The organism is Gemmobacter aquatilis (assembly GCF_900110025.1).
Classification (GTDB): domain Bacteria; phylum Pseudomonadota; class Alphaproteobacteria; order Rhodobacterales; family Rhodobacteraceae; genus Gemmobacter; species Gemmobacter aquatilis.
The window spans coordinates 24,655-50,268 of sequence record NZ_FOCE01000010.1 but is presented as its reverse complement, the minus strand read 5'-3'; the positions used below and the strand labels follow the sequence as shown (position 1 = coordinate 50,268).

The window sequence follows — 25,614 nt, the reverse complement described above, 5'->3', positions numbered from 1 at the left end:
TGACATGTCGAGGATCGCCCTTGTGGACGACGACAGGAATATCCTGACGTCGGTCGCCATGACTCTGGAAGCCGAAGGTTTCGAGGTTGAAACCTATAATGACGGACAGTCGGCGCTGGACGCCTTCAACCGGCGGCTGCCGGATATGGCGGTGCTCGATATCAAGATGCCCCGGATGGACGGGATGGACCTGCTGCAGCGGCTGCGGCTGAAGACCTCGATGCCGGTGATCTTCCTGACCTCGAAAGATGACGAGATCGACGAGGTGCTGGGCCTGCGCATGGGCGCCGACGATTATGTCAAGAAACCGTTCTCGCAGCGGCTGCTGGTGGAACGCATCCGCGCGCTGCTGCGCCGGCAGGAGGCGATCTCGACCGGCGAGGTCGCGGTGACGGAAGAAAGCAAGATCATGGAGCGGGGCCAGCTGCGGATGGACCCGCTGCGCCATGCCGTCGCCTGGAAGGGCCAGGATGTGGCGCTGACGGTGACGGAATTCCTGCTGCTGCAGGCCTTGGCGCAGCGCCCCGGTTTCGTGAAAAGCCGCGATCAGCTGATGGATGTGGCCTATGACGATCAGGTCTATGTCGATGACCGCACGATCGACAGCCATATCAAGCGCCTGCGCAAGAAGATGCGCGCGGCAGACCCGGATTTCTCGGCCATCGAAACGCTGTATGGCATCGGGTATCGCTACAACGAGGAATAAGACTCGTGATGGGCGCGGCACAGCGGACCGGGACGGACAAGGCAGAGGAAAGCGGACCCAAGGGCGGGCTTCTGCTGGGGGAAGATTGGGTAACGCCGGAGGCGCTGGCCGATCAGGAATTGCGGGCGGGGCGCGGGCGGCGTGGTTTTGCGGCGCTGAACCGCTCGCCGCTGGCGCGCAAGATCGTGATCTTCAACATGCTGGCCATCGTGGTGATGGTGGCGGGGGTGCTGTTCCTGAACCCGTTCCGCGACAGTCTGGTGCTGCAGCGCGAACAGGGGCTGATCACCGAGACGGAACTGGTGGCCGATGTGGTGGAGGCGCAGATCGCAGCGGGCGTGCCGCTGGACGCCGCGCAGGCCGCACTGGCCGGGGTGAAGCTGGGACCGGGGGTCGAGGTGTTTGTCTTCGATCCGGCAGGCCGTGTGCTGGCCCGCGCGCTGGGGGCCGAGCGCCCGGTGCTGGAACCCCCGCGTTCCACCATGATCACCGATTTCCTGAACCGGGTGTGGAGCGGCATTTCCGATGTGCTGACCGCGGGGCAGACTCCCAGCCCGCCCCCCTCGGCGCTGAGTCTGGCCGAGCAGGTGCTGCCCAAGGCGCAGACCGGCGTGACCGCAGTGAATACCGCGCGTGCGCCGGAAGGCGGGGCGATGTTTTCGGTCGCGGCGCCGGTGATGCAGGCGGGGCAGGTGGTCGCCGTGGTGGCGCTGACCTCGGCCGAGGGCGAGATCGACCGGCTGGTGCGCTATGAACGCGAACAGGTGCTGCAGGTGTTCGTGATCGCGCTGCTGGTGTCGATCGGGCTGAGCCTCGTTCTGGCCTCGACCATTGCCAACCCGCTGAGCGATCTGGCGGCGGCGGCGGAACTGGGGCGCGACCGCGATGCGCGCAAGATGTCGCCGGGGCGGGTGCGCATCCCCGACCTGACAGCGCGGCCTGACGAGATCGGGCGCCTGTCGGTGGCGATGCGCGGCATGGTGGCGGCGCTGTATGACCGGATCGACGCCAACGAACAATTCGCCGCCGATGTGGCGCATGAGATCAAGAACCCGCTCGCCTCGCTGCGTTCGGCGGTCGCCTCGCTGCATCTGGCCAAGCGCGATGACCAGCGCACCCGGCTGCTGGAGGTGATCGACCATGACGTGCGCCGCCTTGACCGGCTGGTGAGCGATATCTCCAACGCCTCGCGGCTCGACAGTGAGCTGGTGAAGGAGGAGGAAGAAGAGTTCAACCTGATCAAGACCCTCTCCAATATCTCGGAATATCTGGGTCAGCAGGCGGGGCAGAAGGGGGTGGAGTTTATCACCGATCTGCCGCCCGAACCGATCCTGATCCGCGGGCTGGAGGCGCGTCTGGCGCAGGTCTTCGTGAACCTGATCACCAACGCGATTTCCTTCTGCGAAGACGGCGATGCGGTGCGGGTCTGGACCCGGCGGCGCGACAACCGCGTGCTGGTGGTGGTGGAAGATACCGGGCCGGGCATCCCGGAACAGGCGCTGACCAAGGTGTTCAAGCGGTTCTATTCCGAACGGCCACAGGGCGATTTCGGCAACCATTCCGGCCTTGGGCTGGCGATTTCCAAACAGATCGTCGAGGCGCATGGCGGGGTGATCTGGGCCGAAAACATCCGCCCGACCCATGCCGACATGACCTCGGACCCGCTGGGTGCGCGGTTCGTCGTGGGCTTGCCGGTGTGATCCCGAACGCGGGGAATTTTGCGAATATCCATGGCAGTTGCGTCGCCGTTGCCGGGCGGGGGCTGCTGATCCTTGGCCCATCCGGGGCGGGGAAATCGGCGCTGGCCTTGCAAATCATGGCGCTGGGCGGGCAGTTGGTGGCGGATGACCGGGTGGATCTGCTGCGGCAGGGCGATACGGTGATCGCCCGCTGCCCGGTGGCGCTGCGCGGGTTGATCGAGGCGCGGGGGCTGGGCTTGCTGCGCGCCGAAGCGCTGGAGGCGGCGCCGGTGGCGTTGGTGGCCGATCTGGCACAGGCCGAAACAACACGATTGCCGGAGCAGCGGCAGATAAAGCTGCTCGGCCTGCCGGTTGCCCTTGCCTTGCGCGGCGGGGGAGACCATTTTGCCTATGGGCTGCTGCAATATCTGCGCGGTGGCCGGGTGGCGTGATCGGACAGCGTGATGGACGGAACCAAGGCAGACCTTCCACGGGAGCATGAATTGCTGCTGGTCACCGGCCCCTCGGGCGCCGGGCGGACGACGGCGATCAATGCGCTGGAGGATCTGGGCTATGAGACGATCGACAACCTGCCGCTGCGGCTGGTGCCGATGCTGATCGACGAGCCGACGGCCGGTCGCCCCATCGCGCTGGGCATCGACGTGCGCAACCGTGATTTCAACGCCACGGCGCTGATCGAGCTGATCGACACGCTGACCGCCGACCCACGGGTGACGCTGGAAGTGCTGTTTCTGGACTGCGCGCCGGGGGAGTTGATCCGCCGCTATTCGGAAACCCGCCGCCGCCATCCGCTGGCGCCGGTGGAATCGCCGGCACAGGGCATCGCGCTGGAAGCTGACCTGCTGGCGCCGATCCGGGTGCGCGCCGACCATCTGATCGACACCAGCGAGATGTCGCCCCATGACCTGAAGGCCGAAATCGGCGGCTGGTTTCGCCGTGCGGGCGCGCCGGGGCTGGCGGTTTCGGTGCAAAGCTTCAGCTACAAGCGGGGCGTGCCGCGTGGGCTCGACATGATTTTCGACTGCCGGTTCTTGCAGAACCCGCATTGGGTGCCGGATCTGCGCGGGTTGGACGGGCGGGATGCGGCGGTGGCCGATTATGTGACCTCGGACCCGCGATTCCCGGAATTCAATCAGAAGCTGCGCGACCTGATCCTGTTTCTGCTTCCGGCGCAGATGGAGGAGGGCAAGGCGCATCTGGCCATCGGCTTTGGCTGCACCGGCGGGCAACACAGGTCGGTTGCCGTTGCAGAAATCATGGGCAATGCGCTTGCAGAAGCAGGCTGGTCGGTGTCAAAACGACACAGGGAACTGGAACGCAGGTCTGCCAACGGGCGACCGCAAGGATCTGGGTGATCGGGGTTTGATCGGTATCGTGATCGTGGCTCATGGTGGTTTGGCGCGGGAATACCTGTCCGCCGTGGAGCATGTTGTGGGCAGCCAGCAGGCCATGGCCGCGATCTCCATCGAGGATGATCACGACCGCGCAGCGAAGGCCGCCGAAATCAGCGCCGCCGCCGATTCCGTTGATCGGGGGGAAGGTGTGGTCGTGGTGGCCGATATGTTTGGCGGCTCGCCTGCCAACCTGTCTTTGCCCGCCTGCACCGCGCGCAATCGCCGGATTTTGTATGGGGCGAACCTGCCGATGCTGATCAAGCTGACCAAATCGCGCGATCTTCCGCTTGCCGATGCGGTGAACCTCGCGCTCGACGCTGGCAGGAAGTATATCAACAGCCTTGATCTGGGCGGCGATGCCGCGCCGGGGCAGGGAGGGGAAGAATGACCAGCCGCAGTCTGCCTATCGTGAATGAAAAGGGGCTCCACGCCCGCGCTTCGGCGAAGTTCGTGGAATGTGTCGAAGGGTTCGACGCCAGCGCCGAGGTGTCCAAGGACGGGATGACCGTTTCGGGCGATTCGATCATGGGGCTGCTGATGCTGGGCGCCTCGCGCGGGACGATGATCGGCGTGACGACCAGCGGCGCCGAGGCCGCGGCCCTGGCCGATGCGCTGGAACAATTGGTGGCAAATCGCTTTGGCGAAGACCGGTGACAATGTGACGCAACGCCGGAAGACCGAGACGCCTGCCGCACGTCAGTATGACATGCGGCGCCTGTCCTATGCCGGGACATTCACCAATCCGTTCAAGGCGGGTACCATCCGCACCATCGAATGGGTGACCGCGAAGATCACGCTGCTGCGCCTGATCCGCGAGTTCGAAGCCTCGGGGGCGCCCTTCGGGGTGCCGTTCTGGCCCAAGGCGATCCGGCAGATGGGCATCGACATCCTGACCCCGCCGGAAGAGATCGCGCGTATCCCCGCGACCGGGCCGGTGGTGGTGGTGGCCAACCATCCGCATGGGCTGGTGGATGGCATGATCATGGCAGAGATGGTGGCGCGGGTGCGCGGGGATTTCAGGATCCTAACGCGGTCCCTGCTGACCGGCATCCCCGAGATCGAGGAATTCATGATCCCGGTGCCGTTTCCACATGAGGAAAACGCGCGCGAACTGGGGCTGAAGATGCGCAATGACACGATGGCGCATCTGAAAAGCGGTGGGCTGGTGATCCTGTTCCCGGCGGGCAAGGTTGCCACCTCGGAAGGGTGGTTCGGCCCGGCGGTGGAGCCGGAATGGAACCCGTTCACCCACAAGATGATCATGCGGTCCGGCGCGACGGTGGTGCCGATCCATTTCACCGGGCAGAACAGCCGGGCCTATCAGATTGCCAACAAGCTGTCGGCGACGCTGCGGCAGGGGCTGCTGCTGTACGAGATCCGCCGCGCGCTGTTCAAGCCGCAGCGCCCGCATATCGGCGCGCCGATCTCGCCCGAAGAACTGAAGCAGTGGGACGGCAATCCGCGCGGGTTTCTGGCGTGGATGCGCGAGCATACGCTGAATCTGGGGAAATAAGGCGGCTCTTGCGCGCAGAGCCGCCTGTGTGGCCTTGCAGCCAGAGCCGGGATCAGCGCGTGGGAACCGGCGTGCCCGAGCGGTAATCGTAGAAGCCGCGACCGGTTTTGCGGCCCAGCCAGCCCGCCTCGACATATTTCGTCATCAGCGGGCAGGGGCGATACTTGGTGTCGGCCAGCCCTTCATGCAGCACGTTCATGATGGCAAGGCAGGTATCCAGCCCGATGAAATCGGCCAGCTCCAGCGGCCCCATCGGGTGATTGGCGCCAAGTTTCATCGATTCGTCGATGGATTTCACCGAGCCCACGCCTTCATACAGCGTATAGACCGCCTCGTTGATCATCGGCATCAGGATGCGGTTCACGATGAAGGCCGGGAAATCCTCGGCGCTGGCCGCAGTCTTGCCCAGCTTGCGCACCACCTCGTGCAGCAATTCATAGGTTTCCTGATCGGTGGCGATGCCGCGGATCAGTTCGACCAGTTGCATCACCGGCACGGGGTTCATGAAGTGGAACCCCATGAACTTTTCGGGCCGGTCGGTGCGGCTGGCCAGCCGGGTGATCGAGATCGACGAGGTGTTCGAGGTCAGGATCGTGGTCGGTTTCAGATGCGGCAGCAGCGCGTCGAAGATCTGCTGCTTGACCACTTCCTTCTCGGTCGCAGCCTCGATCACCAGATCGGTCTGGCCCAGATCGGCCAGCGTCATGGTGGTGTTGATGCGCCCCATGGCCGCCTGCTTTTCCTCGGCCGTGATCTTGCCGCGGCTGACCTGGCGGTCGAGGTTTTTCCCGATGGTGTCCAAGGCTTTGGACAGGCTCGCCTCGCTGACATCGTTCAGCAGCACGTTGTACCCCGCCAGCGCAAAGACATGCGCGATGCCGTTGCCCATCTGCCCGGCGCCCACCACGCCTACCGTTTCGATTGCCATTCCTGCCTCCACTCACTTCGGCGAAAGCTTATGCGGCGGGGCGCGGCAGGTGCAAGGGCTGATCGCAAGTGATGGAATTCGATACAAATTGCGACGTTAGGCTTTTGGCAAGGGCTGTGGCGCAAACTGAGTCCCGGGTGTTGAAAAATCTGGGTGGGTGCAATGGCCTATGTTGCTCAGGGCGCGGGGGCGCTCGACTATGAGCCGTGCCTTTATGGCATGTCGAAGCTGCAGTTCCGGGGGCCGCGCAGGCGGTTGGACCGGCCGTATATCGCCCTGCTGGGCGGGACGGAGACTTATGGCAAGTTCATCGCGCAGCCCTATGGCGCGCTGCTGGAGGAGGAATTGGGAACGGGTTGCGTGAACCTGGGCGTGATCAATGCCGGGCTTGATCTGTATCTGCACGACCCGGCGCTGCTGCGGATCGCGACGCAGGCGCAGCGGGTGGTGGTGCAGGTGATGGGGGCGCAGAACCTGACGAACCGCTTCTATGCGGTGCATCCTCGGCGCAATGACCGGTTTGTCGCGGCGCGGCCAGAGCTTCGGGCGCTGTTCCCCGAGGTGGATTTCACCGAGTTCAGCTTTACCCGGCATCTGCTGCATGGGCTGCGGCGGATATCGGTCGAGCGGTTTGCGGTGGTTGCGGCAGAGGTGCAGCGGCTTTGGGTGGAGCGGATGGGGCAGTTGCTGGCCCTGCTGCCACAGCCGGTGCTGTTCTGGTTCGCCGAACATGCGCCGCCAGAGGCGCCACAGGCGGACCTTGGCTGCGACCCGTTGCTGGTCGATGCGGCCATGCTGCGCGCCGTGCAGGCGCAGGCCGCGGCCTGTCTGGAGGTGGTGACGGGGGGCATGACGCCGCCGGGCCGGGCAGGGCCGCACCTGTTTGCCCAGCCGGAATTGCTGGGCCTGCCGGGGGCGGTGGCGCATCAGGTGGCGGCGCGGCGGCTGGCGGCGGTGCTGGCGTAAACAGAAAGGCCGCGCTTGCGGCGCGGCCTTTTGTGAAGTGCGGGGTCACCCACCCTTCAGGATCAGAGTTTGCCGGTGAGTTCCGGGACGACGGTGAACAGGTCACCGACCAGGCCGTAATCGGCGACCTGGAAGATCGGGGCCTCTTCGTCCTTGTTGATGGCGACGATGACCTTCGAATCCTTCATCCCGGCGAGGTGCTGGATCGCGCCCGAGATGCCGACGGCGACGTAGAGCGCCGGGGCAACCACCTTGCCGGTCTGGCCAACCTGCCAGTCGTTCGGGGCAAAGCCCGAATCCACGGCTGCGCGCGAGGCGCCGACAGCGGCGCCGAGCTTGTCGGCCAGCGCCTCGATCAGTGCGAAATCGGCTTCGGAGCCGACACCGCGCCCGCCCGAGACGACGATCTTGGCCGAGGTCAGTTCCGGCCGGTCGGAGGTGGCAACCTTGTCTTCGACCCAGGACGACAGGCCGGAGGTGCCAGCGGCCGACACGGCCTCGACCGGGGCGGCGCCGCCCTTGCCCGCCGCCTCGAACGAGGCGGTGCGGATCGTTGCAACCTTGGTTGCATCGGTGGATTTCACCGTCTGGATCGCGTTGCCGGCATAGATCGGGCGCTCGAACGTGTCGGCGTCGATCACGGCGGTCACATCGGTCAGCACCATCACGTCCAGCAGGGCGGCGACGCGCGGCAGCACGTTCTTGGCGCCCGCCGTCGCCGGGGCGACGATGTGGCTGTAGCCCGGCGCCAGCGACACGATCAGGTCGGCGGTCGCTTCGGCCATGCCGTGGCAGAAGGCGTGATCGGCAGCGAACAGCACCTTCGACACGCCAGCCAGCGTCGCGGCCTCGGCGGCGGCGGCATCGCCACCCTCGCCTGCGACCAGCACATGCACGTCACCCAGCGACTTCACCGCCGTCAACGTTTTGGCAACCGAATCGGTGGCAAGATGGCCACCATGCACATCGGCAATCAGGAGAACGGCCATCAGATCACCCCCGCTTCATCTTTCAGTTTCGCAATCAGCTCGTCCACCGAGGCGACCTTGATCCCGGCCTTCCGGCCAGCGGGCTCGGTGGTCTTGATCACGGTCAGGCGCGGCGTGACATCGACGCCGTAATCGGCGGCGGTCTTTTCTTCCAGCGGCTTCTTCTTCGCTTTCATGATGTTGGGAAGCGAGGCATAGCGCGGCTCGTTCAGGCGCAGGTCCACGGTGATCACCGCGGGCAGCTTCACCTTGATCGTCTGCAACCCGCCATCGACTTCGCGCGTCACGGTGGCAGAATCGCCCTCGACGGCCAGTTCAGAGGCATAGGTCGCCTGCGCCCAGCCCAGCAGCGCCGACAGCATCTGGCCGGTGGCGTTCATGTCATTGTCGATCGCCTGCTTGCCGGTCAGCACGAGGCCCGGCTCTTCGGCCTTGACCACGCCAGCCAGCAGCTTGGCCACCGCCAGCGGCTCGATGTCCTGATGCACGTCCGACGACGCCTCGATCAGGATCGCCCGGTCGGCGCCCATCGCCAGCGCGGTGCGCAGGGTTTCCTGCGCCTGTTTCACGCCGATCGAAACCACGATGATCTCGGACGCGACGCCCTTTTCCTTCAGACGGATCGCCTCTTCCACCGCGATTTCGTCAAACGGGTTCATCGACATCTTCACATTCGCAAGATCGACACCGCTTCCGTCCGCCTTCACGCGGACCTTCACGTTGTAGTCAATCACGCGTTTGACAGGCACCAAAACCTTCATCAGCGGCAATCTCCTAGATACCCGGCCCCGAGGGGCCATCCCAAGCTCTCCGCAGCGTTGTTAGCCCGTAGGGCGCGCAGAAAACAATCCAAAAGCGACGCGCCGCGACGCCGCGACGCCGCGTCATTTACCTTACGTCACCGGGTCAGGCCGGGCACCCAAAGCACATCGGCCTTGCCATCGTCATTGGCGATGCGCGCCGCGACGAAGAACCAGTCGCTGAGACGGTTGAGGTATTTCACCGCCGCCGTGTTGATCTCTTCCATCGTGGCCAGTTCGACCGTCAGCCGTTCGGCCCGGCGCGAGACGGTGCGGCACAGGTGCAGATGCGCCGCCAGCGCAGACCCGCCGGGCAGGATGAAGCTGCGCAGCGGGGTGAGGCGGGCATTCATCGCGTCGATCTCGGCTTCCAGCCGTTCGACCTGGGTGTCGAGGATGCGCAGCGGCGTGTAACCGGCCTCGTGGTCGCGGGCCATGTCGGGGCGGCACAGATCAGCCCCCAGATCGAACAGATCGTTCTGGATGCGTTGCAGCGCGGCATCCATCTCGCCCGTCGCATGAAGCCGGGCCATGCCGAGCGTCGCGTTGGTTTCATCCACCGTGCCATAGGCCGAAACGCGCAGCGCGTGTTTGGCGACGCGGGCGCCATTGCCGAGCGCGGTTTCGCCCGCATCGCCGGTTTTGGTGTAGATTTTCGACAAAACGACCATCAGGCCCCCCGTTTTCCGTGAAAATAGGCGAAGGCAAGGATCAGCAGCACCGCCACCGCCTGCGCAATGATGCGGTAGCGCATCAGGCGGTTGGCATGTTTGCGGTTGAACTCACCCCCCTTGGCGAAGCCGCCGATGCCGATCATCAGGATCACCAGCACGACAAGGGCCGCCCCTGCGGCGACGAGGAAAAGCGGATCGTGAAGCAGCATGGCGGTTCCCCTTCATTTTGCCCGAGATGTAGCGGCCCCTGCCGGAAAGGCGAGAGGTTTCTGGGCTCAGCCCTTGGCGATCAGCCAATCCAGCGCGCGGGTGGGCAGGATGCGGCGGGCAAGGCCCATCAGATGCGTGGCATTGGTGACGTAATAGCGCGGGCGCGGACGCGGGCTTTCCAGCGCACGGATCAGCTTGGCGGTGACGGCGGAACAGGGCAGCTCGAACAGGTCGGGGCCGGATTTCGGTTCATAGAGGCGGCCCAGAAGCTGGCGATATTCCTCGGCGCGGGCGGAATGTTTCCAGTCGATCCAGCGTTCGAAATGCGGGATGGAGTTCTGGCGGATGCGGGTCGGGATCGGGCCGGGCTCGATCAGGATCACGTCGATGCCGGTGCCCTTCATCTCGATTCGCAGCACGTCGGTCAGACCTTCCAGCGCGAATTTGGTGGCGACATAGGCGCCGCGCCATTTCATGCCGACCAGACCGAGCACGGAAGAACAGTTGATGATTCGGCCATGGCCTTGCGCGCGCATCATCGGGATCACCCGGCGGGTCAGGTCGTGATAGCCGAACAGGTTGACCTCGAAAATCTCGCGCAGGGCGCCGCGCGGCAGGTCTTCGGCGGCGCCGGGGCAGGCGAAGGCGCCGTTGTTGTACAGCGCGTCAAGCGTGCCGCCGGTGCGGGATCTTACCTCTTCCACCGCCGCCGCGACCGACGCCTCGTTGGCGTAATCCAGCACGAAACTTTCCAGCCCCTCGGCACGCAGGCGGGCGCAATCGGACTCTTGCCGGCAGGTGGCGAAAACGCGCCAGCCGCGGGATTTCAGCGCATGGGCGGCATCGTAACCGATGCCCGAGGAACAGCCGGTGATCAGAAGGGTGCGAGGGGATGGCATCTGCGGCTCCGGTGGTTTGCAACCGCAATAGGGGCAATGCTGCGCTTGCGCAATCGCGCTGCCGGTCAGGGCGCGGTTGTGGCCAGCAGCCGCCCCGAAACATAGCCTTCAATCCCATCGCCTTCGATCAGGATCAGAACCCAGCCATTTTCCTCTTCGGCGATCACCCGGGCGGCATCGCCTTTTGACAGCCGATCCACCACGGCAAATTCGGTCGAAGGCCCTTCGCGCACATTCACCGATTTGGCGGTGACATAGCGGACCTCGAATTCGTCATCCTGCACTGCGATGACGGTCGGCGCAGGTTGGAGAAGGGCGGCTTTCGCCAGCGGCTGCACGACCGGCAGATTGCTGGCGACATAGACTTCGGGCTGGGCGGCTGCCTGTTGTGGCGGCGTGGCGGGCGCGGCAATGCCGGTCTCTTGCGCGGCCATCAGGCCGGGGCGCTTCTGTCCGAAGTCCCGGCCTGCGACTTGCAGGGTCAGAAAAAGCACGGCGGAAAGAAGCAGAATCAAACGGATCATCACACACCCTCACTCACGCAGAATACGGTGACTTTAGCAGATTCGTGCAACGGTTTGCCGGGGGAAATTCTGGTAACGCTCCCCCCTTGCCGCAAATCCGTCTGGACCGTGCGGGGGCAGGCGTTTACACCACATCCATGACCGAAAAGACCGACGCCCCCAAGATCGAGCCCACCGAGCATTCGGAACCGCTGCGCCGCGCGATCGGCGAGCGCTATCTGACCTATGCGCTGTCCACCATCATGCACCGGGCACTGCCCGATGCGCGCGACGGGTTGAAACCTGTTCATCGGCGCATCCTTTATGCCATGCGGGAGCTAAGGCTTTCCCCCACCGGCGGGTTCCGTAAATCGGCAAAGATTTCCGGCGACGTGATGGGCAACTATCACCCGCATGGCGATGCCGCGATCTATGATGCGATGGCGCGTCTGGCGCAGGATTTCAACGTGCGCTACCCGCTGGTCGATGGGCAGGGCAACTTTGGCAATATCGACGGCGATAACCCGGCCGCCAGCCGCTATACCGAGGCGCGGCTGACGGCGATTGCCGAGACGCTGATGGAAGGGCTGGCGGAAAACGCGGTCGATTTCCGCCCCAACTATGACGGCACGCTGGAAGAGCCGGTGGTGATGCCCGCCGCCTTTCCCAACCTGCTGGCCAATGGATCCAGCGGGATCGCGGTGGGGATGGCGACCAATATCCCGCCGCATAACCTGCACGAGCTGATCGACGCCTGCCAGTTGATGCTGAACGACCCCGAGGCCAGCGATGACGAGATCGTGCGGCTGGTGCCCGGCCCCGATTTCCCGACGGGCGGCGTGATCGTGGAACCGCGCGAGACGATTCTGGAAACCTATCGCACCGGGCGCGGCGCCTTCCGGCTGCGGGCGCGCTGGGCGGTGGAGGATCTGGGGCGCGGGGCCTGGCAGATCGTGGTCACCGAGATTCCCTATCAGGTGCAGAAATCCAAGCTGATCGAGCGGCTGGCCGAACTGATCCAGACCAAGAAGGTGCCGATCCTCGCCGATGTGCGCGACGAAAGCGCCGAGGATGTGCGCATCGTGCTGGAACCGCGCAGCCGCACGGTGGACCCGGACATGCTGATGGGGATGCTGTTCCGCAATTCGGATCTGGAGATTCGCTTCAACCTGAACATGAACGTGCTGATCGACGGGCGCGTGCCGAAGGTGTGCAGCCTGAAAGAGGTGCTGCGGGCGTTTCTGGATCACCGCCGCGACGTGTTGCAGCGGCGCAGCCAGCACCGGATCGACAAGATTGACCACCGGCTGGAGATTCTGGAAGGGTTCATCATCACCTTCCTCAATCTGGATCGGGTGATCGACATCATCCGCTATGACAGCGAGCCGAAGGCGGCGCTGATGGCAGAGGTCTGGGGGCGCAAGCACAAGCGGGCCACCTCGGAAGACGATTATGTGCCGCCGAAACCCGGCAAGGGCGAATTGTCCGAGGTGCAGGCCGAAGCGATCCTGAACATGCGGCTGCGCAGCTTGCGCAAGCTGGAGGAGATGGAGCTGATCGCCGAACGCGACGCGCTGCGCGACGAACGGGCCGATCTGGCGGCGCTGCTGGCGGATGCCGGGCTGCAATGGGCGCGCATCGGCCGCGATCTGGCCGAGGTGCAAAAGCTGTTCGGCAAGGGCACCGCGATGGGCAAGCGCCGCAGCGATTTCGCCGACCGGACCGACGCGGAAGAGGTGCCGTTCGAAGCGATGATCGAGCGCGAGCCGATCACGGTGATCTGTTCCAAGATGGGCTGGATCCGCGCGATGAAGGGCCATGTCGCGCTGGAAACCGAGGTGAAGTTCAAGGATGGCGACGAAGGCCGCTTCATCTTCCACGCCGAAACCACCGACAAGATCCTGCTGATCGGCGCCAATGGCCGGTTCTATACGCTGATCGGTGCCAACCTGCCCGGTGGGCGCGGCATGGGGGAACCCGTGCGGCTGATGGTCGATCTGCCCAATGACAGCGAGATCGTCGATCTGATGATCTGGCGCGGCGGGGAAAAGCTGCTGGTCGCCTCGACCGCGGGCGACGGGTTCGTGGTCGCCTCGGAAGAGGTGGTGGCGCAGACGCGGGCGGGCAAGCAGGTGCTGACCGTGCGCGAGGGGGTGAAGACCGCTTTGTGCCGCCGGGTGTCGGGCGATTCCGTGGCGGTGGTGGGCGAAAACCGCAAGCTGCTGGTCTTCCCGCTGATCCAGTTGCCGGAAATGGCCAAGGGCAAGGGCGTGCGGTTGCAGAAATACAAGGATGGCGGCTTGTCGGATGCGATCACCTTCACCCTTGCCTCGGGGCTGAGCTGGAAAGACCCGGCGGGGCGCACGCGGCTGGAGACGGATCTGGCGCAATGGCAGGGGATGCGCGCCTCGACCGGCGCGATGGCGCCGCGCGGCTTCCCGCGCGACAATCGGTTCACCTGATACCGCGCGGCGTCGTTGACGCAGCAGGGGATCAGGCGGATAGTCAGGCAGGTTTTGGAGGAGGTTCCGATGGCTGTCTGGAAATTTTCGGCGCAGGTCTACAGCTCGGTCGATCTGGTGGATGTGCGCAACAGTTTCGCCGATGTGATCGGCGACATGGATGTGGATGCGGCAACATCGACCGAGCTGCGCTTTGCCGGGGGCGGCGATTCGTTCAGCTTTCTGGGAACGGGTCTGACCTACGAGACGTTTTTCGGCATTGTGGTCGGGGTGAATTCCGGCACGATCACCGGATTGTCGCATATCAGCGGCGGCATTGTGGGGCTGGGCGTCACCGGGCTGAATGTCGATGCCCATGATCTTGCCGGGCTGATCATCGGCGGCGATTCGGAGGCGGCGGTCGATCTGCTGCTGTCGGGAAATGACCGGATCAGCGGCGTCGGCGGCAATGACCGGCTGATCGGCGGCACTGGGCGCGACGTATTGTCGGGGCTGGGTGGCAACGATGTGCTGAATGGCGGGCTTGGCAATGACGTGCTGGCCGGGGGCGCGGGGAATGACACGCTGGACGGCGCGGCAGGGGCGGATACCTTCCGGTTTGATACGAAGGCGGGGAACGCGAATTTCGACGTGATCCTGAACTTCGCGGTCCGGCAGGACGGGATCGAGCTGGACAACGAGATCTTCACCAGGCTTGGCGCCGATGGCGATCTGGTAGAGGGGCGCTTTGTGCGCGGCACCGAGGCTGGTGATCCCGGGGACCGGATCATCTATGACCGGAGCAGCGGCCAGATTTTCTATGACCGCGACGGCACCGGCAGTGCCGACCAGATTCTGATCGCCGAAGTGGCCGATGGCACGGCGCTGACCTTCGCGCATTTCGACATCATCTGACAGGGAAGGGGGCCGCAGCCCCCTTCTTCATTTCAACGGCTCAACCCGCCCGGCAGGTCTGGCATATCCAGCGGTGAAAAGCCGTAATGGCGCAGCCAGCGCAGATCGGCGTCGAAGAAGGCGCGCAGGTCGGGGATGCCGTATTTCAGCATGGCGATCCGGTCGATCCCCATGCCGAAGGCGAAGCCCTGCCATTTGTCGGGGTCAATCCCGCCCGCCGCCAGCACCTTCGGGTGCATCATGCCGGAACCGAGGATCTCCATCCACTTGTCGCCCTCGCCGATCTTCAACTGGCCGCCGACATTGGAATAGCGGATGTCCACCTCGGCAGAGGGTTCGGTGAAGGGGAAGTGGCTGGCGCGGAAGCGCAGTTCCACCTTGTCCACCTCGAAAAAGGCGCGGCAGAATTCTTCCAGCACCCATTTCAGGTTGGCCATGGAGATGTCGCGGTCAATCGCCATGCCCTCGACCTGATGGAACATCGGGGTATGGGTCTGGTCCATGTCCATGCGGTAGACGCGGCCCGGCGCGATCACCCGGATCGGCGCGCCCTGTGCCAGCATGGCGCGGATCTGCACCGGCGAGGTATGCGTGCGCAGCACATGCGGCGGGCGATTGTCGCCCTTGGCCCGGTGCATGAAGAAGGTGTCATGCTCCTGCCGCGCCGGGTGTTCCGGCGGGATGTTCAGCGCGTCGAAATTATACCAGTCGCTTTCCACCTGCGGCCCTTCGGCTACCGAAAAGCCCATGTCGGCGAAGATCGCGGTCAGCTCGTCCATCACCTGGCTGACCGGGTGGATGCTGCCCATGCGGCGCGGGCGGCCCGGCAGCGTCACATCCAGCCATTCCGATTTCAGCCGGGCATCCAGCGCGGCATCGGCCAGCCCGGCCTTGCGCGCACGCAGCGCCACGTCGATCTCGTCCTTCAGCACATTAAGCTGGGCCCCTGCGGCCTTGCGTGCCTCGGGGTCCATCTTGCCCAGCGTGGCCATCAGGGCCGAAATCTCGCCCTTCTTGCCAAGCGCGGCCAGTCGCACCTCTTCCAGTGCCGCTTCGTCGGCAGCCTTGGCGACGGCCTCGATGTATTTGCCACGCAGTTCGCTCAGGTCCATGGTCCACCTCTGTCTTACGGCCCCGGTGCTAGCTGCGCCGGGCCTTATTTGCAAGACCGCCCCCCTTCATCTTGGCCCAAATATCCCGGGGGAGGCGCCGCAGGCGGCGGGGGCAGCGCCCCCTGCGCCAGAAATGCAAAAGACCCCGCCGGGGCGGGGCCTTTGCTGATTTTCGCAGAAAATCAGGCTGCCAGAGCGGCCTTGGCCTGAGCGGCGATCGCGTTGAACGCTTCCGGCTCATGCACGGCCAGATCGGCCAGAACCTTGCGGTCCACTTCGATCCCGGCTTTCGCCAGACCGTTGATGAAACGCGAATAGGTCATTTCGAGATCGAACAGACGCACAGCGGCGTTGATCCGCTGGATCCACAGGGCGCGGAAGTTGCGCTTGCGGGTCTTGCGGTCGCGGGTCGCATACTGGTTGGCCTTGTCAACGGCCTGAGTTGCGGTGCGGAAGTTCGTGGAGCGAGCGGCGTAATAGCCTTTCGCGGCCTTGATCACCTTGCGGTGGCGGGCGTGGGTGACGACGCCGGATTTAACGCGGGACATGTGAAGCTCTCCTTACCGGTCGTACGGCATGTATTTCTTGACGATCTTCGCATCGCTCGCGCACAGGATCATGGCTCCCGATGCGTCGCGGATGAACTTGGTCGTCCGTTTGATCATGCCGTGGCGTTTGCCGGCGGGGCCAGCTTTCACGCGACCGGAAGCCGTGAAGCTGAACCGCTTCTTCGCCGCCGATTTGGTCTTCATCTTGGGCATTTCCATCTCCTCGTTGAGGGTGAACGCACGACTCGGCAATGCCACAGGGGCCGGTCGCGCGGGTATAGAGCGGGCCGTATAGGGCCCATCCGGTGGTCGTGCAAGGGCGAAAACGCCCGGTTCAGTGCCGCAAGTCGCCGATGACCTGGTAAAAGGCCGTCGGAATGTCGCGCACCGTGTAACCGCCCGGCTTTTTGGTGAAGGCGGTCACGATCAGGGCCCCGGCGATCAGCACGAGAATCGCCGCGACCCGGGGCGCCCGGCCCTCTGACAGGGCCGAGAGCATCGGGGGCAGGGACAGGACGCCGAGGATGATGCCGATCACCAGAAACAGGTCAGGGTTCACCGCATATACCTCGTGCCCGGAATGGGGGCAGGTTACTCCGGGTCGGCGCGGTGAATCAACCGCTCGTCACAGGGGGCCACGCGCAGGATGTTGGTGGTGCCGGTGGTGTTGAAGGGCACACCCGCCGTGACCACGATCTGATCGGTTTCGGTGGCGAAACCGAACTTGCGCGCCGCCCGCACCGCCGAGATCACCGCGCCCTTGAAGCGTTCCTGCTCTTCGGTCAGCGTGCAGGTGGTGCCCCAGGTCAGGCACAGCCGCCGCGCGGTGCGCACCAGCGGCGTCAGCGCGATGATCGGCACGCGGGGTCGTTCGCGGGCCACAAGACTGACGGTCGTGCCGGTCTGCGAGAAGCAGCAGATCGCCTTGATATCGGTGGTTTCGGCAATCTCGCGCGCGGCGGCCACGATGCCGTCGGCCACGGTCTGCCGCTTGGCCTTGCGCGAGGCTTCGATCACGTCGCGATAGGTCGGATCGCTTTCAACGCTGATGGCCACGTTGTTCATCGTGGTCACCGCCTCGATCGGGTATTGACCGGCGGCGCTTTCGGCCGACAGCATCACCGCATCGGCGCCTTCATAGATCGCTGTCGCCACGTCCGAGACTTCGGCGCGGGTCGGCATCGGGCTTTCGATCATGGATTCCAGCATCTGCGTCGCCACGATCACCGGCTTGGCGGCGGCGCGGGCGCCGCGGATCAGGCGCTTCTGGATCGGCGGCACGGCATGGACCGGCAGTTCCACCCCCAGATCGCCGCGGGCGACCATGATGCCGTCGGACACCGCGAGGATCGCATCATAGGCCTTCACGGCGGCGGGTTTTTCGATCTTCGACAGGATCGCGGCGCGGCCCTTGGCCAGAGCGCGGGCTTCCAGCACATCTTCGGGGCGCTGCACGAAAGACAGCGCCAGCCAGTCCACGCCCAGTTCGCAGGCAAATTCCAGATCGGCGCGGTCTTTGGTGGACAGGGCTGCCAGCGGCAGCACCACGTCGGGCACGTTCACGCCCTTGCGGTTGGAGATGGTGCCCCCCACCGTCACGATGCAATCGGCGAAATCGGCGCCGCAGGTTTCCACCTTCATGCGGATCTTGCCGTCATTGACCAGCAGCGAGGCGCCGGGTTCCAGCGCCGCGAAAATCTCGGGGTGGGGCAGCTGCACGCGGTGGCCTTCGCCCGGCGTCGGGTCAAGGTCAAAGCGGAAATGCTGGCCCTCTTCCAGATCGGCCGCGCCGGAGGCGAAGGTGCCCACGCGCAGTTTCGGCCCCTGAAGGTCGGCCAGAATGGCGATCGGCATGCCGGTTTCGGCCTCGATCTGGCGGATGATGCTGTGGCGGGCGCGGATGTCGTCATGCGTGCCGTGGCTCATGTTCAGGCGGAACACGTCGGCCCCGGCCTCGTACAACTTGCGGATCATGGCATAATCCGACGAAGCAGGGCCGAGCGTGGCCACGATCTTGACATTGCGCAGGCGTCTCATGCTGCCGTTTCCTTATCCAGTGGTCGTCATTGGGGGGCCATCGGCGTTATGACCGATAATGCGCCATGCGGCAATCCGACATTTGTTAGCGGTAACATTTCCTCTTGGAAAAGTGGCGAAAAAGTTCCGATCCCGAGGACGGGGCATTGCATCCGGCCGTTTCGCCCCGCAAAATGACCGGACCATGACACATAATCCCTACTGGATTTCCGGCCAGACCCGACCGGGACGCTGGCTTGTTACCTGCGATCATGCCACGAACCGCGTGCCTGCCGATATCGGCGGCGGCTCTTTGGGCATCGCGCCCGAGGATATGCAGCGCCATATCGCCTATGATCCGGGCGCGGCGGGGCTGGCCGAGGCATTGGGCGAAGCGCTGGACAGCCCGGTGATCTGCGCCGATTACTCGCGGCTGGTGATCGATCCGAATCGCGGGGAACATGACCCGACGCTGGTGATGAAACTCTATGACGGCACGATCATCCCCACCAACCGCACGGTGGATGCGGCCGAGGTGGAGCGGCGCATGGCGACGCTCTATCGGCCCTATCATGCGGCGCTGGCGGGGCTTGCGGCGCGACGGGCGGATACGGTCATTCTGGCGATCCACAGTTTCACCCCTTGCCTGCGCGGGCGTGCGCCCCGGCCCTGGCATGTGGGTGTGCTGTATGCCGAACAGGATGTGCGCCTGTCGGCGCCGCTGATCGCGCGGCTGCGGCTAGAACCCGATCTGTGCATCGGTGATAACCAGCCCTATTCCGGTTATCTGCCCGGCGATGCGATTGACCGGCACGCCTTGCAGCCGGGGCGGCACAACACGCTGATCGAGCTGCGAAATGACCTGATCGCCACGCCCGAGGCGCAGCAGGCCTGGGCCGCGCGGCTGGCGCCGATTCTGTCGGATGTGCTGGCGGGGCTGAGCTGACGCGACAATCCTAGCTGCAGGGCTGCATCGTTTCCGCTGCGGGGCAGCGCAGGGCCGGTTTCTTGACGCCCGCGCCGGGGCTGGCGGATACTGTGCGCCTGCCATCAGAAAGGTGCGCCCCTTGGAAATCCTCGCCATGCTTGTCACCCTACCGCTGGCCCTGTTCGGCATGAGTCTGGGTGGGTTGAACGACCATGACGATGAGGAGGACGAGGGGGAGGAAGATCGCCACGCCGCCCTGATGGAAGACGAGGCGCCGCCCGAGATGGGCGATCTGACCGCGCCGGACCCCGCTGTTGACGGGGAGATGCCCGAGGCGGCAGAAGATACGGCTGTGGCTGAGGAAGCTGCGGCCCCTGCGCCGGAAGGCCCCGCCCCCGAGGACGCCGCCGCGCCAGCCGAGACGGCGCCCGAGGCCGACCTTTTCCCGGAAACCGCCGAGACGGAAGAGGCGGCAGAGCCTGCCCCCACTACCGATCCCATGACCAATTCCATGGCCGATCCGGTGGCGTTGACCGATTTCCGCCCCGGTGAAGATGTGCTGGAAGTGTCTTTGGTCGAGGGCGAAAGCCCCGAAGATCTGATGCTGACCGCCACCGAGGATGGTTCGGGCACACTGGTGCAGATCGGCGCCGATACTGTGGCGCTGCTGCAAGGCATCCAGCCCGATCAGATCGGGCCGGATGATATTTCGTTGCTGGCCTGACCTCAGACCGCCGCCTTGCGCATTTCGTCCAGATAGATCTCGCGCAGGCGCGGCACCACATGGCCCACCTTGCCGGTGCCGATTGCGGCGCCGTCGATTTCCACCACCGGCATCACGAAGGCCGAGGCGGAGGAGATGAACGCCTCGTCTGCCGTCTTGGCCTCGTCGATGGTGAAGCTGCGCTCTTCAACCTCCATCTGCGCTTCGGCGGCAAACCGCAGCACGGCGGCACGGGTGATGCCGTGCAGGATGTCATTCGACAGCGCGCGGGTGATGATCTTGTTGCCCTTGACGATATAGGCGTTGTTCGAGGTGCCCTCGGTCACCAGCCCATCCTCGACGAACCAGCTGTCATCGACGCCGGCCTTCTTGGCCATCATCTTGCCCATCGACGGATAGAGCAGTTGCACCGTCTTGATGTCGCGCCGCCCCCAGCGGATGTCGGGGATCGAGATCACGCGCATGCCGGTTTGCGCCATCGGGTTGTCGGCAAGGCCGGGTTTGGCCTGGGTGAACAACACCACTGTCGGCGGCAGATCGGCGGGCGGGAAGGCGAAATCGCGGTCGCCGGGATTGCCGCGGGTGACCTGCAGGTAAACCATGCCGTCGTCGATGCCGTTCCGCGCCACCAGTTCGCGGTGGATCGCCAGCCAGTCGTCATCGCTGTGCGGGTTGGTCATGTCCAGCTCTGCCAGCGAGCGGGCGAGGCGTTTGCAATGGCCCGCGAAGTCGATGAGCTTGCCGCCCAACACGCTGGTCACCTCGTAAACGCCGTCGGCCATCAGGAAACCCCGGTCGAAGACCGAGACCTTGGCTTCTTCTTCCGGCAGGTAGTCTCCGTTCACATAGACGGTGCGGCTCATTCAGTCCCCCACAGCTGGCATCGGGTGGTTGCCCCGGATGGTCCGGGCTGAGGCGGGTTTGGGCCACCCGGCGCGGCACGTCAAGGGTTGCGCGGCCCTTGCAGGGCAGAGTTTCCCACAGCGCGGGGCTTTGCGGCGGCGCGGCAGGATTGCTGCGGCTGCAAATCGCGCTTGATTTCGCGCGCGCAAGAATATAACCAAAGCGCCGTGATCCCTGAAATATCATTGCCGAGAATCTGCCGATGAGCTTCCGCATCCAGCCTGCCGCGCCTGCCCGTCCGAACCGCTGCCAGTTGTTCGGGCCGGGTTCCCGTCCTGCCCTGTTCGCCAAGATGGTGTCCTCGGCGGCGGATGTGATCAACCTTGATCTGGAAGATTCGGTCGCGCCCTCCGACAAGGATCAGGCCCGCGCCAATATCATCGAGGCGATCAACACGCTGGACTGGGGCAAGAAATACCTCTCGGTCCGCATCAACGGGCTGGATACGCCCTATTGGTATCGCGATGTCGTCGATCTGCTGGAACAGGCGGGTGACCGGCTGGACCAGATCATGATCCCCAAGGTGGGCTGCGCCGCCGATGTTTACGCCGTCGATGCGCTGGTGACGGCGATCGAGCGTGCCAAGGGCCGCACCAAGCCGATCAGCTTCGAGGTGATCATCGAATCGGCCGCCGGCATCGCCCATGTCGAAGAAATCGCCGCCTCCTCGCCGCGTTTGCAGGCGATGAGCCTTGGTGCTGCCGATTTCGCGGCCAGCATGGGGATGCAGACCACCGGCATCGGCGGGACGCAGGAAAACTATTACATGCTGCGCGAAGGCGCGAAATACTGGTCGGACCCGTGGCATTGGGCGCAGGCCGCCATTGTGGCCGCCTGCCGCACCCATGGCATTCTGCCGGTCGATGGCCCGTTCGGTGATTTCAGCGACGACGAAGGATATCGCGCGCAGGCGCGCCGCTCGGCCACGCTGGGCATGGTGGGCAAATGGGCGATCCACCCGAAACAGATCGCGCTGGCCAACGAGGTGTTCACCCCGTCGGAAACCGCCGTCGCCGAAGCGCGCGAGATTCTGGCTGCGATGGAGGCCGCAAAGGCCCGGGGCGAAGGCGCCACCGTCTACAAGGGCCGGTTGGTGGACATCGCCTCGATCAAACAGGCCGAAGTCATCGTGCGGCAGTCTGAAATGATCGCCTCGGGCACGGAATAATCGTTGACAGGTCGCCTTGCTGGTGTGCAAGCTACCTAAATCATCGGTGAACTTTTAAGCGATCTGAGAAGAAGGTTATCCGCGCTGCGGAGGGGAGAGGAGGCCCCGCCGCAGCAAGTCGGGAGGAGCACGCCCTGTAGCGCAAGCTACGGGGCGCTGCCATTTTAAGCCCCCGCGCTGCGACCCTATCCTGCGCAAATCTTGGCGAGTTGCATCTTGGCCCCAGCTTGGCCATATAGAAGCGGTTCCGAACTGGAGAGCGCGATGAACTATCTCGAATTCGAAAAGCCGCTGGCCGAGATCGAAGGCAAGGCAGAAGAGCTGCGGGCGCTCGCGCGGGCCAATTCGGAAATGGATGTCGAGAAAGAGGCCGCCGCACTCGACAAGAAGGCCGATGTGCTGCTGAAGGATCTGTACAAGGATCTGACCCCCTGGCGGAAATGCCAGGTCGCGCGCCATCCCGACCGGCCGCATTGCAAGGATTACATCGACGCGCTGTTCACCGAATACACGCCGCTGGCGGGGGATCGGAACTTTGCCGACGATCACGCCATCATGGGCGGGCTGGCGCGGTTCAACGATCAGGCCGTGGTGGTGATCGGGCAGGAAAAGGGCAATGACACCAAATCCCGCATCGAGCGGAATTTCGGCATGGCCCGGCCCGAAGGCTATCGCAAGGCGATCCGGCTGATGGACATGGCGCATCGCTTTGGCCTGCCGGTGGTGACGCTGGTCGATACGCCCGGCGCCTATCCCGGCAAGGGCGCCGAAGAACGCGGGCAGGCCGAGGCCATCGCCCGGTCTACCGAGAAATGCCTGCAGATCGGCGTGCCGCTGATTTCGGTGGTGATCGGCGAGGGGGGATCTGGCGGGGCAGTGGCCTTTGCCACGGCGAACCGCATCGCCATGCTGGAACACAGCGTCTATTCGGTGATCTCGCCCGAGGGCTGCGCCTCGATCCTGTGGAAGGATGCCGAAAAGATGCGCGAAGCCGCCGAGGCGCTGCGGCTGACGGCGCAGGATCTGCAAAAGCTGGGCGTGATCGACCGGATCATCAAGGAACCGCTGGGCGGTGCGCAGCGCGGCCGCAAGGAAACCATCGAAGCGGTGGGCAAGGCGCTGGAAACCATGCTGAAAGAGCTGTCGGGCAAGAAGCCCGAGGTGCTGATCCGCGACCGGCGGCAGAAATTCCTCGACATGGGGTCGCGCGGTCTGGCCGCCTGAACCGGCTTACGGGCGCGCGCCTCAGCGCGCCTGTTGCGCCTCGACCAGCAACGCATCCGAGGCGGCCTCCACCTCGGCCTCCAGCCGCGCCATGAAGCTGCCATGGCTTTGCCCCGGCGGGATGCGCGGCAGGAACTCGATCACCGCCACCCCCGGTTTGCGCAGGATGCTGCGCTTGGGCCAGAACAGCCCGACATTGGTCGCCACCGGCACGCAATCCTGCTTCAGCTGGTGATACAGCAGCGCCGTGCCCACCTTGTAGGGCGCCTTCACCCCCGGCGCGACCCGCGTGCCCTGCGGATAGATGATCAGTTGCCCCGGCAGGCCCGCCGTGGATTTCACATCCGCCACCATCTTGCTGATCGCGCCGCCCCGCTTGCTGCGATCGACCGCGACACAGCCGATGCGCGTGGCATACCAGCCCAGCACCGGCGCGCGCAGCAGCTCTTTCTTCATCACGAACTTGCCGCGCGGCACGGCGGCGAAGATCAGGATGATGTCGAGAAAGCTTTGATGCTTCGCGGCAATCAGCACCTCGTCCTGCGGCACCGTGCCCCGCGTTTCGCTGCGCAGCCCGCAGATCACATGCAGCGATTCGCGCACATAGATGCAGAAATGCCGGCAGGCGGCCTGCGCGAACCGCCGGTCGATCAGCGCCGGGATCAGGTAGAAGATCCCGATCAGCGTCATCACCAGATACATCTGGATGATGAAGACCAGCGACAGCAGCCATTGCAGCGGCAGGATGCGGCGCATCAGGGCAGCTCCTTCAGTTTCTGGAAGGCGGCGGTGCGGGTGGCGAAGAAGGCGACGAGGGCGGCCAGCAGCGGCAGGGCCAAGGGCAGCAGCCAGCCCCAGCCGGTGAAGCCCAGCCCGGTCAGAAAGCCGCCCGCCGCATCGGCCGACGGCAGCAGCGCCACGCCGATCATCGCCGCCAGCGCCCCCGCCGCCGATCCGGCCAGCGCGCGGAAGGTGAAGCGGCGCACGAAGGCGCGCACGATATAGGTGTCGCGCGCCCCGACCAGCCGCAGCACCTGAATCACCTGCGCATTGGCGGCCAGCGAGGCATTGGCGGCCAGCGTGATCATCGCCGCCATGGTCACCCCGATCAGCAGGATCGACGCAAGGCCCAGCAGCCGCAGCCGCCCGGCGGCGGTGGCCAGCGGGCGGCGCCAGCGGGTGTGATCGTCCAGCACCGCGCCCGGCGCCTCGGCTGCCAGACGCTGGCGCAGGCCCTCGCTGTCATACCCGTCCGACGCCTCGGTCAGCTCCACCAGTCGCGGGATCGGCAGGGCATCCACCGGCAGATCGGGGCCGAACCACGGCTCCAGCAGCTTGCGCTGTTCCTCATCCGTCATCGCGCGGGCGCTTTCCACGCCGGGCGTGGTGGCCAGCACATCCAGCACCGCGCGGGTCTGGAAATCCAGCTGATCGGCGGGGGCAGAGATGCGCACCGTCGCCGTGCGCGCCAGCGCATCGGACCAGCGATCCGCCATGCGCCCCGAGGCCAGGCTCAGCGCCAGCGCGAACACCGCCAGAAAGGTCATCGCGCCGGCGGTGAAGCTGGTCAGCCAGGCGGTGTGCCCGGTCGGTGGCACCACCCGGTCGGCGTGGCGGTCGCCATGCAGCAAAAGCGTGAAAAAGCGCGTCACAGATCGGCCCCCGCAAGCTGGATGCGGCGGTTCTGGATGCGCAGCACCCGTGCGGCGACCTGCGATTTTGTCTGCCGGATCAGGTTCATGTCATGCGTCGCCACGACGATGGTCTTGCCCATGCGGTTCAGCTCCACCAGCAGTTTCAGCAGCCGCAGCGACAGTTCCCAATCCAGGTTGCCGGTCGGCTCGTCGGCCAGAATCACATCCGGCCCGATGATCACCGCCCGCGCCACCGCCGCCCGCTGCCGCTCGCCCCCCGAAAGCTGCGGCGGCAGGGCATCGGCCAGATGCCGCAGGCCGACCCAGCCCAGCAGATCGCCGACATCCTCGGGGCTGACCTCGCGGTCCGAGACCGTCAGCGGCAGGGTGACATTGGCGGCCAGCGGCAGGTGATCCAGAAACTGGCAATCCTGATGCACCACCCCGATCCGGCGCCGCATCTGCGCCACATCATCGCGCGCCAGCGTGCGCACTTCGCGGTCGAACAGCGTGACATGGCCCGCCGTGGGCTTCAGCTCGGCATAGCAGAGCTTGAGGAAGGTCGATTTGCCCGAACCGGATGGCCCGGTCAGGAAATGAAACGATCCCGGCGCCAGACGCAAGGACATGTCGGAGAGAAGTTCCCCCCCGCCATAGTTATAGGCCACATTCTCGAAAGCTATCACGGTCTGCCTCTCGCGCACCTGCGCCGCACAATC

General features: G+C 65.0%; 30 protein-coding genes. 14 read left to right on the top strand and 16 right to left on the bottom strand.

Annotated features, from left to right (window positions below; genetic code table 11):
• Positions 1–4: 4 nt before the first annotated feature.
• Genes BMX43_RS15440 through BMX43_RS15410 form a run of 7 tightly spaced genes read left to right on the top strand, consistent with a single transcriptional unit; the run spans position 5 to position 5,313 of the window.
• Positions 5–706: a response regulator transcription factor gene (locus tag BMX43_RS15440; RefSeq protein WP_091302996.1), complete on the top strand. Its 702-nt coding sequence runs from the start codon at positions 5–7 to the stop codon at positions 704–706.
• Between the two features lie 8 nt (positions 707–714).
• Positions 715–2,406 carry a sensor histidine kinase gene (locus tag BMX43_RS15435; RefSeq protein WP_091302994.1) on the top strand — a complete coding sequence of 564 codons (1,692 nt, stop codon included), beginning with the start codon at positions 715–717 and terminating at the stop codon, positions 2,404–2,406.
• Complete coding sequence (locus BMX43_RS15430) at positions 2,406–2,837, top strand: HPr kinase/phosphorylase (protein WP_091303155.1); 432 nt, start codon at positions 2,406–2,408, stop codon at positions 2,835–2,837. The genes BMX43_RS15435 and BMX43_RS15430 overlap by 1 nt, the downstream gene beginning before the upstream one ends.
• Positions 2,838–2,849: 12 nt before the next feature.
• The gene (gene rapZ, locus BMX43_RS15425) at positions 2,850–3,761 is read left to right on the top strand and encodes an RNase adapter RapZ (RefSeq protein WP_091302992.1); all 912 of its coding nucleotides are present in this window, start codon (positions 2,850–2,852) and stop codon (positions 3,759–3,761) included.
• Between the two features lie 7 nt (positions 3,762–3,768).
• Positions 3,769–4,188 (top strand): PTS sugar transporter subunit IIA, encoded by a 420-nt coding sequence (locus BMX43_RS15420; RefSeq protein WP_091302991.1) that lies wholly within the window; start codon positions 3,769–3,771, stop codon positions 4,186–4,188.
• Positions 4,185–4,454 (top strand): HPr family phosphocarrier protein, encoded by a 270-nt coding sequence (locus BMX43_RS15415; protein WP_091302989.1) that lies wholly within the window; start codon positions 4,185–4,187, stop codon positions 4,452–4,454. The genes BMX43_RS15420 and BMX43_RS15415 overlap by 4 nt, the downstream gene beginning before the upstream one ends.
• On the top strand, positions 4,438–5,313 hold the full coding sequence (locus tag BMX43_RS15410; protein WP_425431809.1) for a lysophospholipid acyltransferase family protein: 876 nt from the start codon (positions 4,438–4,440) through the stop codon (positions 5,311–5,313). Before BMX43_RS15415 ends, BMX43_RS15410 begins: the two co-directional genes overlap by 17 nt.
• A 52-nt stretch (positions 5,314–5,365) precedes the next feature.
• On the opposite strand, the gene BMX43_RS15405 is transcribed toward BMX43_RS15410, so the two are convergent.
• Positions 5,366–6,241, bottom strand: a complete 876-nt coding sequence (locus BMX43_RS15405; protein ID WP_091302985.1) for a 3-hydroxybutyryl-CoA dehydrogenase — start codon at positions 6,239–6,241, stop codon at positions 5,366–5,368.
• 162 nt (positions 6,242–6,403) lie between these two features.
• Between BMX43_RS15405 and BMX43_RS15400 the strand changes: the two genes are divergently transcribed.
• Positions 6,404–7,207 carry a DUF6473 family protein gene (locus tag BMX43_RS15400; protein WP_091302983.1) on the top strand — a complete coding sequence of 268 codons (804 nt, stop codon included), beginning with the start codon at positions 6,404–6,406 and terminating at the stop codon, positions 7,205–7,207.
• A gap of 62 nt (positions 7,208–7,269) precedes the next feature.
• On the opposite strand, the gene BMX43_RS15395 is transcribed toward BMX43_RS15400, so the two are convergent.
• The 6 genes from BMX43_RS15395 to BMX43_RS15370 all read right to left on the bottom strand — a co-directional run bounded on the left by BMX43_RS15395 (position 7,270) and on the right by BMX43_RS15370 (position 11,303).
• On the bottom strand, positions 7,270–8,196 hold the full coding sequence (locus BMX43_RS15395; RefSeq protein ID WP_091302981.1) for an electron transfer flavoprotein subunit alpha/FixB family protein: 927 nt from the start codon (positions 8,194–8,196) through the stop codon (positions 7,270–7,272).
• Positions 8,196–8,957 (bottom strand): electron transfer flavoprotein subunit beta/FixA family protein, encoded by a 762-nt coding sequence (locus BMX43_RS15390; protein ID WP_091302979.1) that lies wholly within the window; start codon positions 8,955–8,957, stop codon positions 8,196–8,198. The genes BMX43_RS15395 and BMX43_RS15390 overlap by 1 nt, the downstream gene beginning before the upstream one ends.
• 137 nt (positions 8,958–9,094) lie before the next feature.
• Positions 9,095–9,667, bottom strand: coding sequence for a cob(I)yrinic acid a,c-diamide adenosyltransferase (locus tag BMX43_RS15385; RefSeq protein WP_091302977.1), 573 nt, complete (start codon positions 9,665–9,667; stop codon positions 9,095–9,097).
• Positions 9,667–9,876 (bottom strand): twin transmembrane helix small protein, encoded by a 210-nt coding sequence (locus BMX43_RS15380; protein WP_091303154.1) that lies wholly within the window; start codon positions 9,874–9,876, stop codon positions 9,667–9,669. The genes BMX43_RS15385 and BMX43_RS15380 overlap by 1 nt, the downstream gene beginning before the upstream one ends.
• A 69-nt stretch (positions 9,877–9,945) precedes the next feature.
• On the bottom strand, positions 9,946–10,779 hold the full coding sequence (locus BMX43_RS15375) for an SDR family NAD(P)-dependent oxidoreductase (protein ID WP_091302975.1): 834 nt from the start codon (positions 10,777–10,779) through the stop codon (positions 9,946–9,948).
• 65 nt (positions 10,780–10,844) lie between these two features.
• Positions 10,845–11,303, bottom strand: coding sequence for an SH3 domain-containing protein (locus tag BMX43_RS15370; RefSeq protein ID WP_091302973.1), 459 nt, complete (start codon positions 11,301–11,303; stop codon positions 10,845–10,847).
• A gap of 137 nt (positions 11,304–11,440) precedes the next feature.
• Here BMX43_RS15370 and parC point away from each other — a divergent pair, with 137 nt between their 5' ends.
• Together parC and BMX43_RS20405 are read left to right on the top strand one after the other, a co-directional pair.
• Positions 11,441–13,744, top strand: coding sequence for a DNA topoisomerase IV subunit A (gene parC / locus BMX43_RS15365; protein ID WP_091302971.1), 2,304 nt, complete (start codon positions 11,441–11,443; stop codon positions 13,742–13,744).
• Positions 13,745–13,813: 69 nt separating this feature from the next.
• The gene (locus BMX43_RS20405) at positions 13,814–14,638 is read left to right on the top strand and encodes a calcium-binding protein (RefSeq protein ID WP_091302969.1); all 825 of its coding nucleotides are present in this window, start codon (positions 13,814–13,816) and stop codon (positions 14,636–14,638) included.
• A gap of 32 nt (positions 14,639–14,670) precedes the next feature.
• Here BMX43_RS20405 and pheS read toward each other — a convergent pair whose 3' ends face one another.
• From pheS to pyk, 5 genes are all read right to left on the bottom strand, one after another.
• A complete protein-coding gene (gene pheS, locus BMX43_RS15355; protein ID WP_091302967.1) occupies positions 14,671–15,750 on the bottom strand; it encodes a phenylalanine--tRNA ligase subunit alpha in 1,080 nt (359 codons plus the stop codon).
• Positions 15,751–15,932: 182 nt separating this feature from the next.
• Entirely contained in the window at positions 15,933–16,298 is a 366-nt protein-coding gene (gene rplT / locus BMX43_RS15350; RefSeq protein WP_091302965.1) for a 50S ribosomal protein L20, read from the bottom strand.
• 12 nt (positions 16,299–16,310) lie between these two features.
• Positions 16,311–16,511, bottom strand: coding sequence for a 50S ribosomal protein L35 (gene rpmI / locus BMX43_RS15345; RefSeq protein WP_091303153.1), 201 nt, complete (start codon positions 16,509–16,511; stop codon positions 16,311–16,313).
• Positions 16,512–16,632: 121 nt separating this feature from the next.
• A complete protein-coding gene (locus BMX43_RS15340; RefSeq protein WP_091302962.1) occupies positions 16,633–16,857 on the bottom strand; it encodes a hypothetical protein in 225 nt (74 codons plus the stop codon).
• A 32-nt stretch (positions 16,858–16,889) separates the two neighbouring features.
• Entirely contained in the window at positions 16,890–18,335 is a 1,446-nt protein-coding gene (pyk, locus tag BMX43_RS15335; protein WP_091302956.1) for a pyruvate kinase, read from the bottom strand.
• A gap of 184 nt (positions 18,336–18,519) precedes the next feature.
• Between pyk and BMX43_RS15330 the strand changes: the two genes are divergently transcribed.
• A complete protein-coding gene (locus BMX43_RS15330; protein WP_091302954.1) occupies positions 18,520–19,260 on the top strand; it encodes an N-formylglutamate amidohydrolase in 741 nt (246 codons plus the stop codon).
• A gap of 121 nt (positions 19,261–19,381) precedes the next feature.
• Positions 19,382–19,966 (top strand): hypothetical protein, encoded by a 585-nt coding sequence (locus BMX43_RS15325; protein ID WP_217643969.1) that lies wholly within the window; start codon positions 19,382–19,384, stop codon positions 19,964–19,966.
• A 2-nt stretch (positions 19,967–19,968) separates the two neighbouring features.
• Here BMX43_RS15325 and BMX43_RS15320 read toward each other — a convergent pair whose 3' ends face one another.
• Complete coding sequence (locus BMX43_RS15320) at positions 19,969–20,829, bottom strand: D-amino-acid transaminase (RefSeq protein ID WP_091302950.1); 861 nt, start codon at positions 20,827–20,829, stop codon at positions 19,969–19,971.
• Positions 20,830–21,071: 242 nt separating this feature from the next.
• Here BMX43_RS15320 and BMX43_RS15315 point away from each other — a divergent pair, with 242 nt between their 5' ends.
• Together BMX43_RS15315 and BMX43_RS15310 are read left to right on the top strand one after the other, a co-directional pair.
• The gene (locus tag BMX43_RS15315; RefSeq protein WP_091302947.1) at positions 21,072–22,037 is read left to right on the top strand and encodes an L-malyl-CoA/beta-methylmalyl-CoA lyase; all 966 of its coding nucleotides are present in this window, start codon (positions 21,072–21,074) and stop codon (positions 22,035–22,037) included.
• Positions 22,038–22,301: 264 nt separating this feature from the next.
• Positions 22,302–23,261: an acetyl-CoA carboxylase carboxyltransferase subunit alpha gene (locus BMX43_RS15310; protein WP_091302945.1), complete on the top strand. Its 960-nt coding sequence runs from the start codon at positions 22,302–22,304 to the stop codon at positions 23,259–23,261.
• Positions 23,262–23,282: 21 nt separating this feature from the next.
• Here BMX43_RS15310 and BMX43_RS15305 read toward each other — a convergent pair whose 3' ends face one another.
• The 3 genes from BMX43_RS15305 to BMX43_RS15295 are packed head-to-tail and all read right to left on the bottom strand — an operon-like array spanning position 23,283 to position 25,581.
• Positions 23,283–24,017, bottom strand: coding sequence for a lysophospholipid acyltransferase family protein (locus BMX43_RS15305; RefSeq protein ID WP_091302944.1), 735 nt, complete (start codon positions 24,015–24,017; stop codon positions 23,283–23,285).
• A complete protein-coding gene (locus tag BMX43_RS15300; protein WP_091302942.1) occupies positions 24,017–24,913 on the bottom strand; it encodes a cell division protein FtsX in 897 nt (298 codons plus the stop codon). The genes BMX43_RS15305 and BMX43_RS15300 overlap by 1 nt, the downstream gene beginning before the upstream one ends.
• Positions 24,910–25,581: a cell division ATP-binding protein FtsE gene (locus BMX43_RS15295; RefSeq protein WP_091303152.1), complete on the bottom strand. Its 672-nt coding sequence runs from the start codon at positions 25,579–25,581 to the stop codon at positions 24,910–24,912. The genes BMX43_RS15300 and BMX43_RS15295 overlap by 4 nt, the downstream gene beginning before the upstream one ends.
• Between the last annotated feature and the right edge of the window lie 33 nt (positions 25,582–25,614).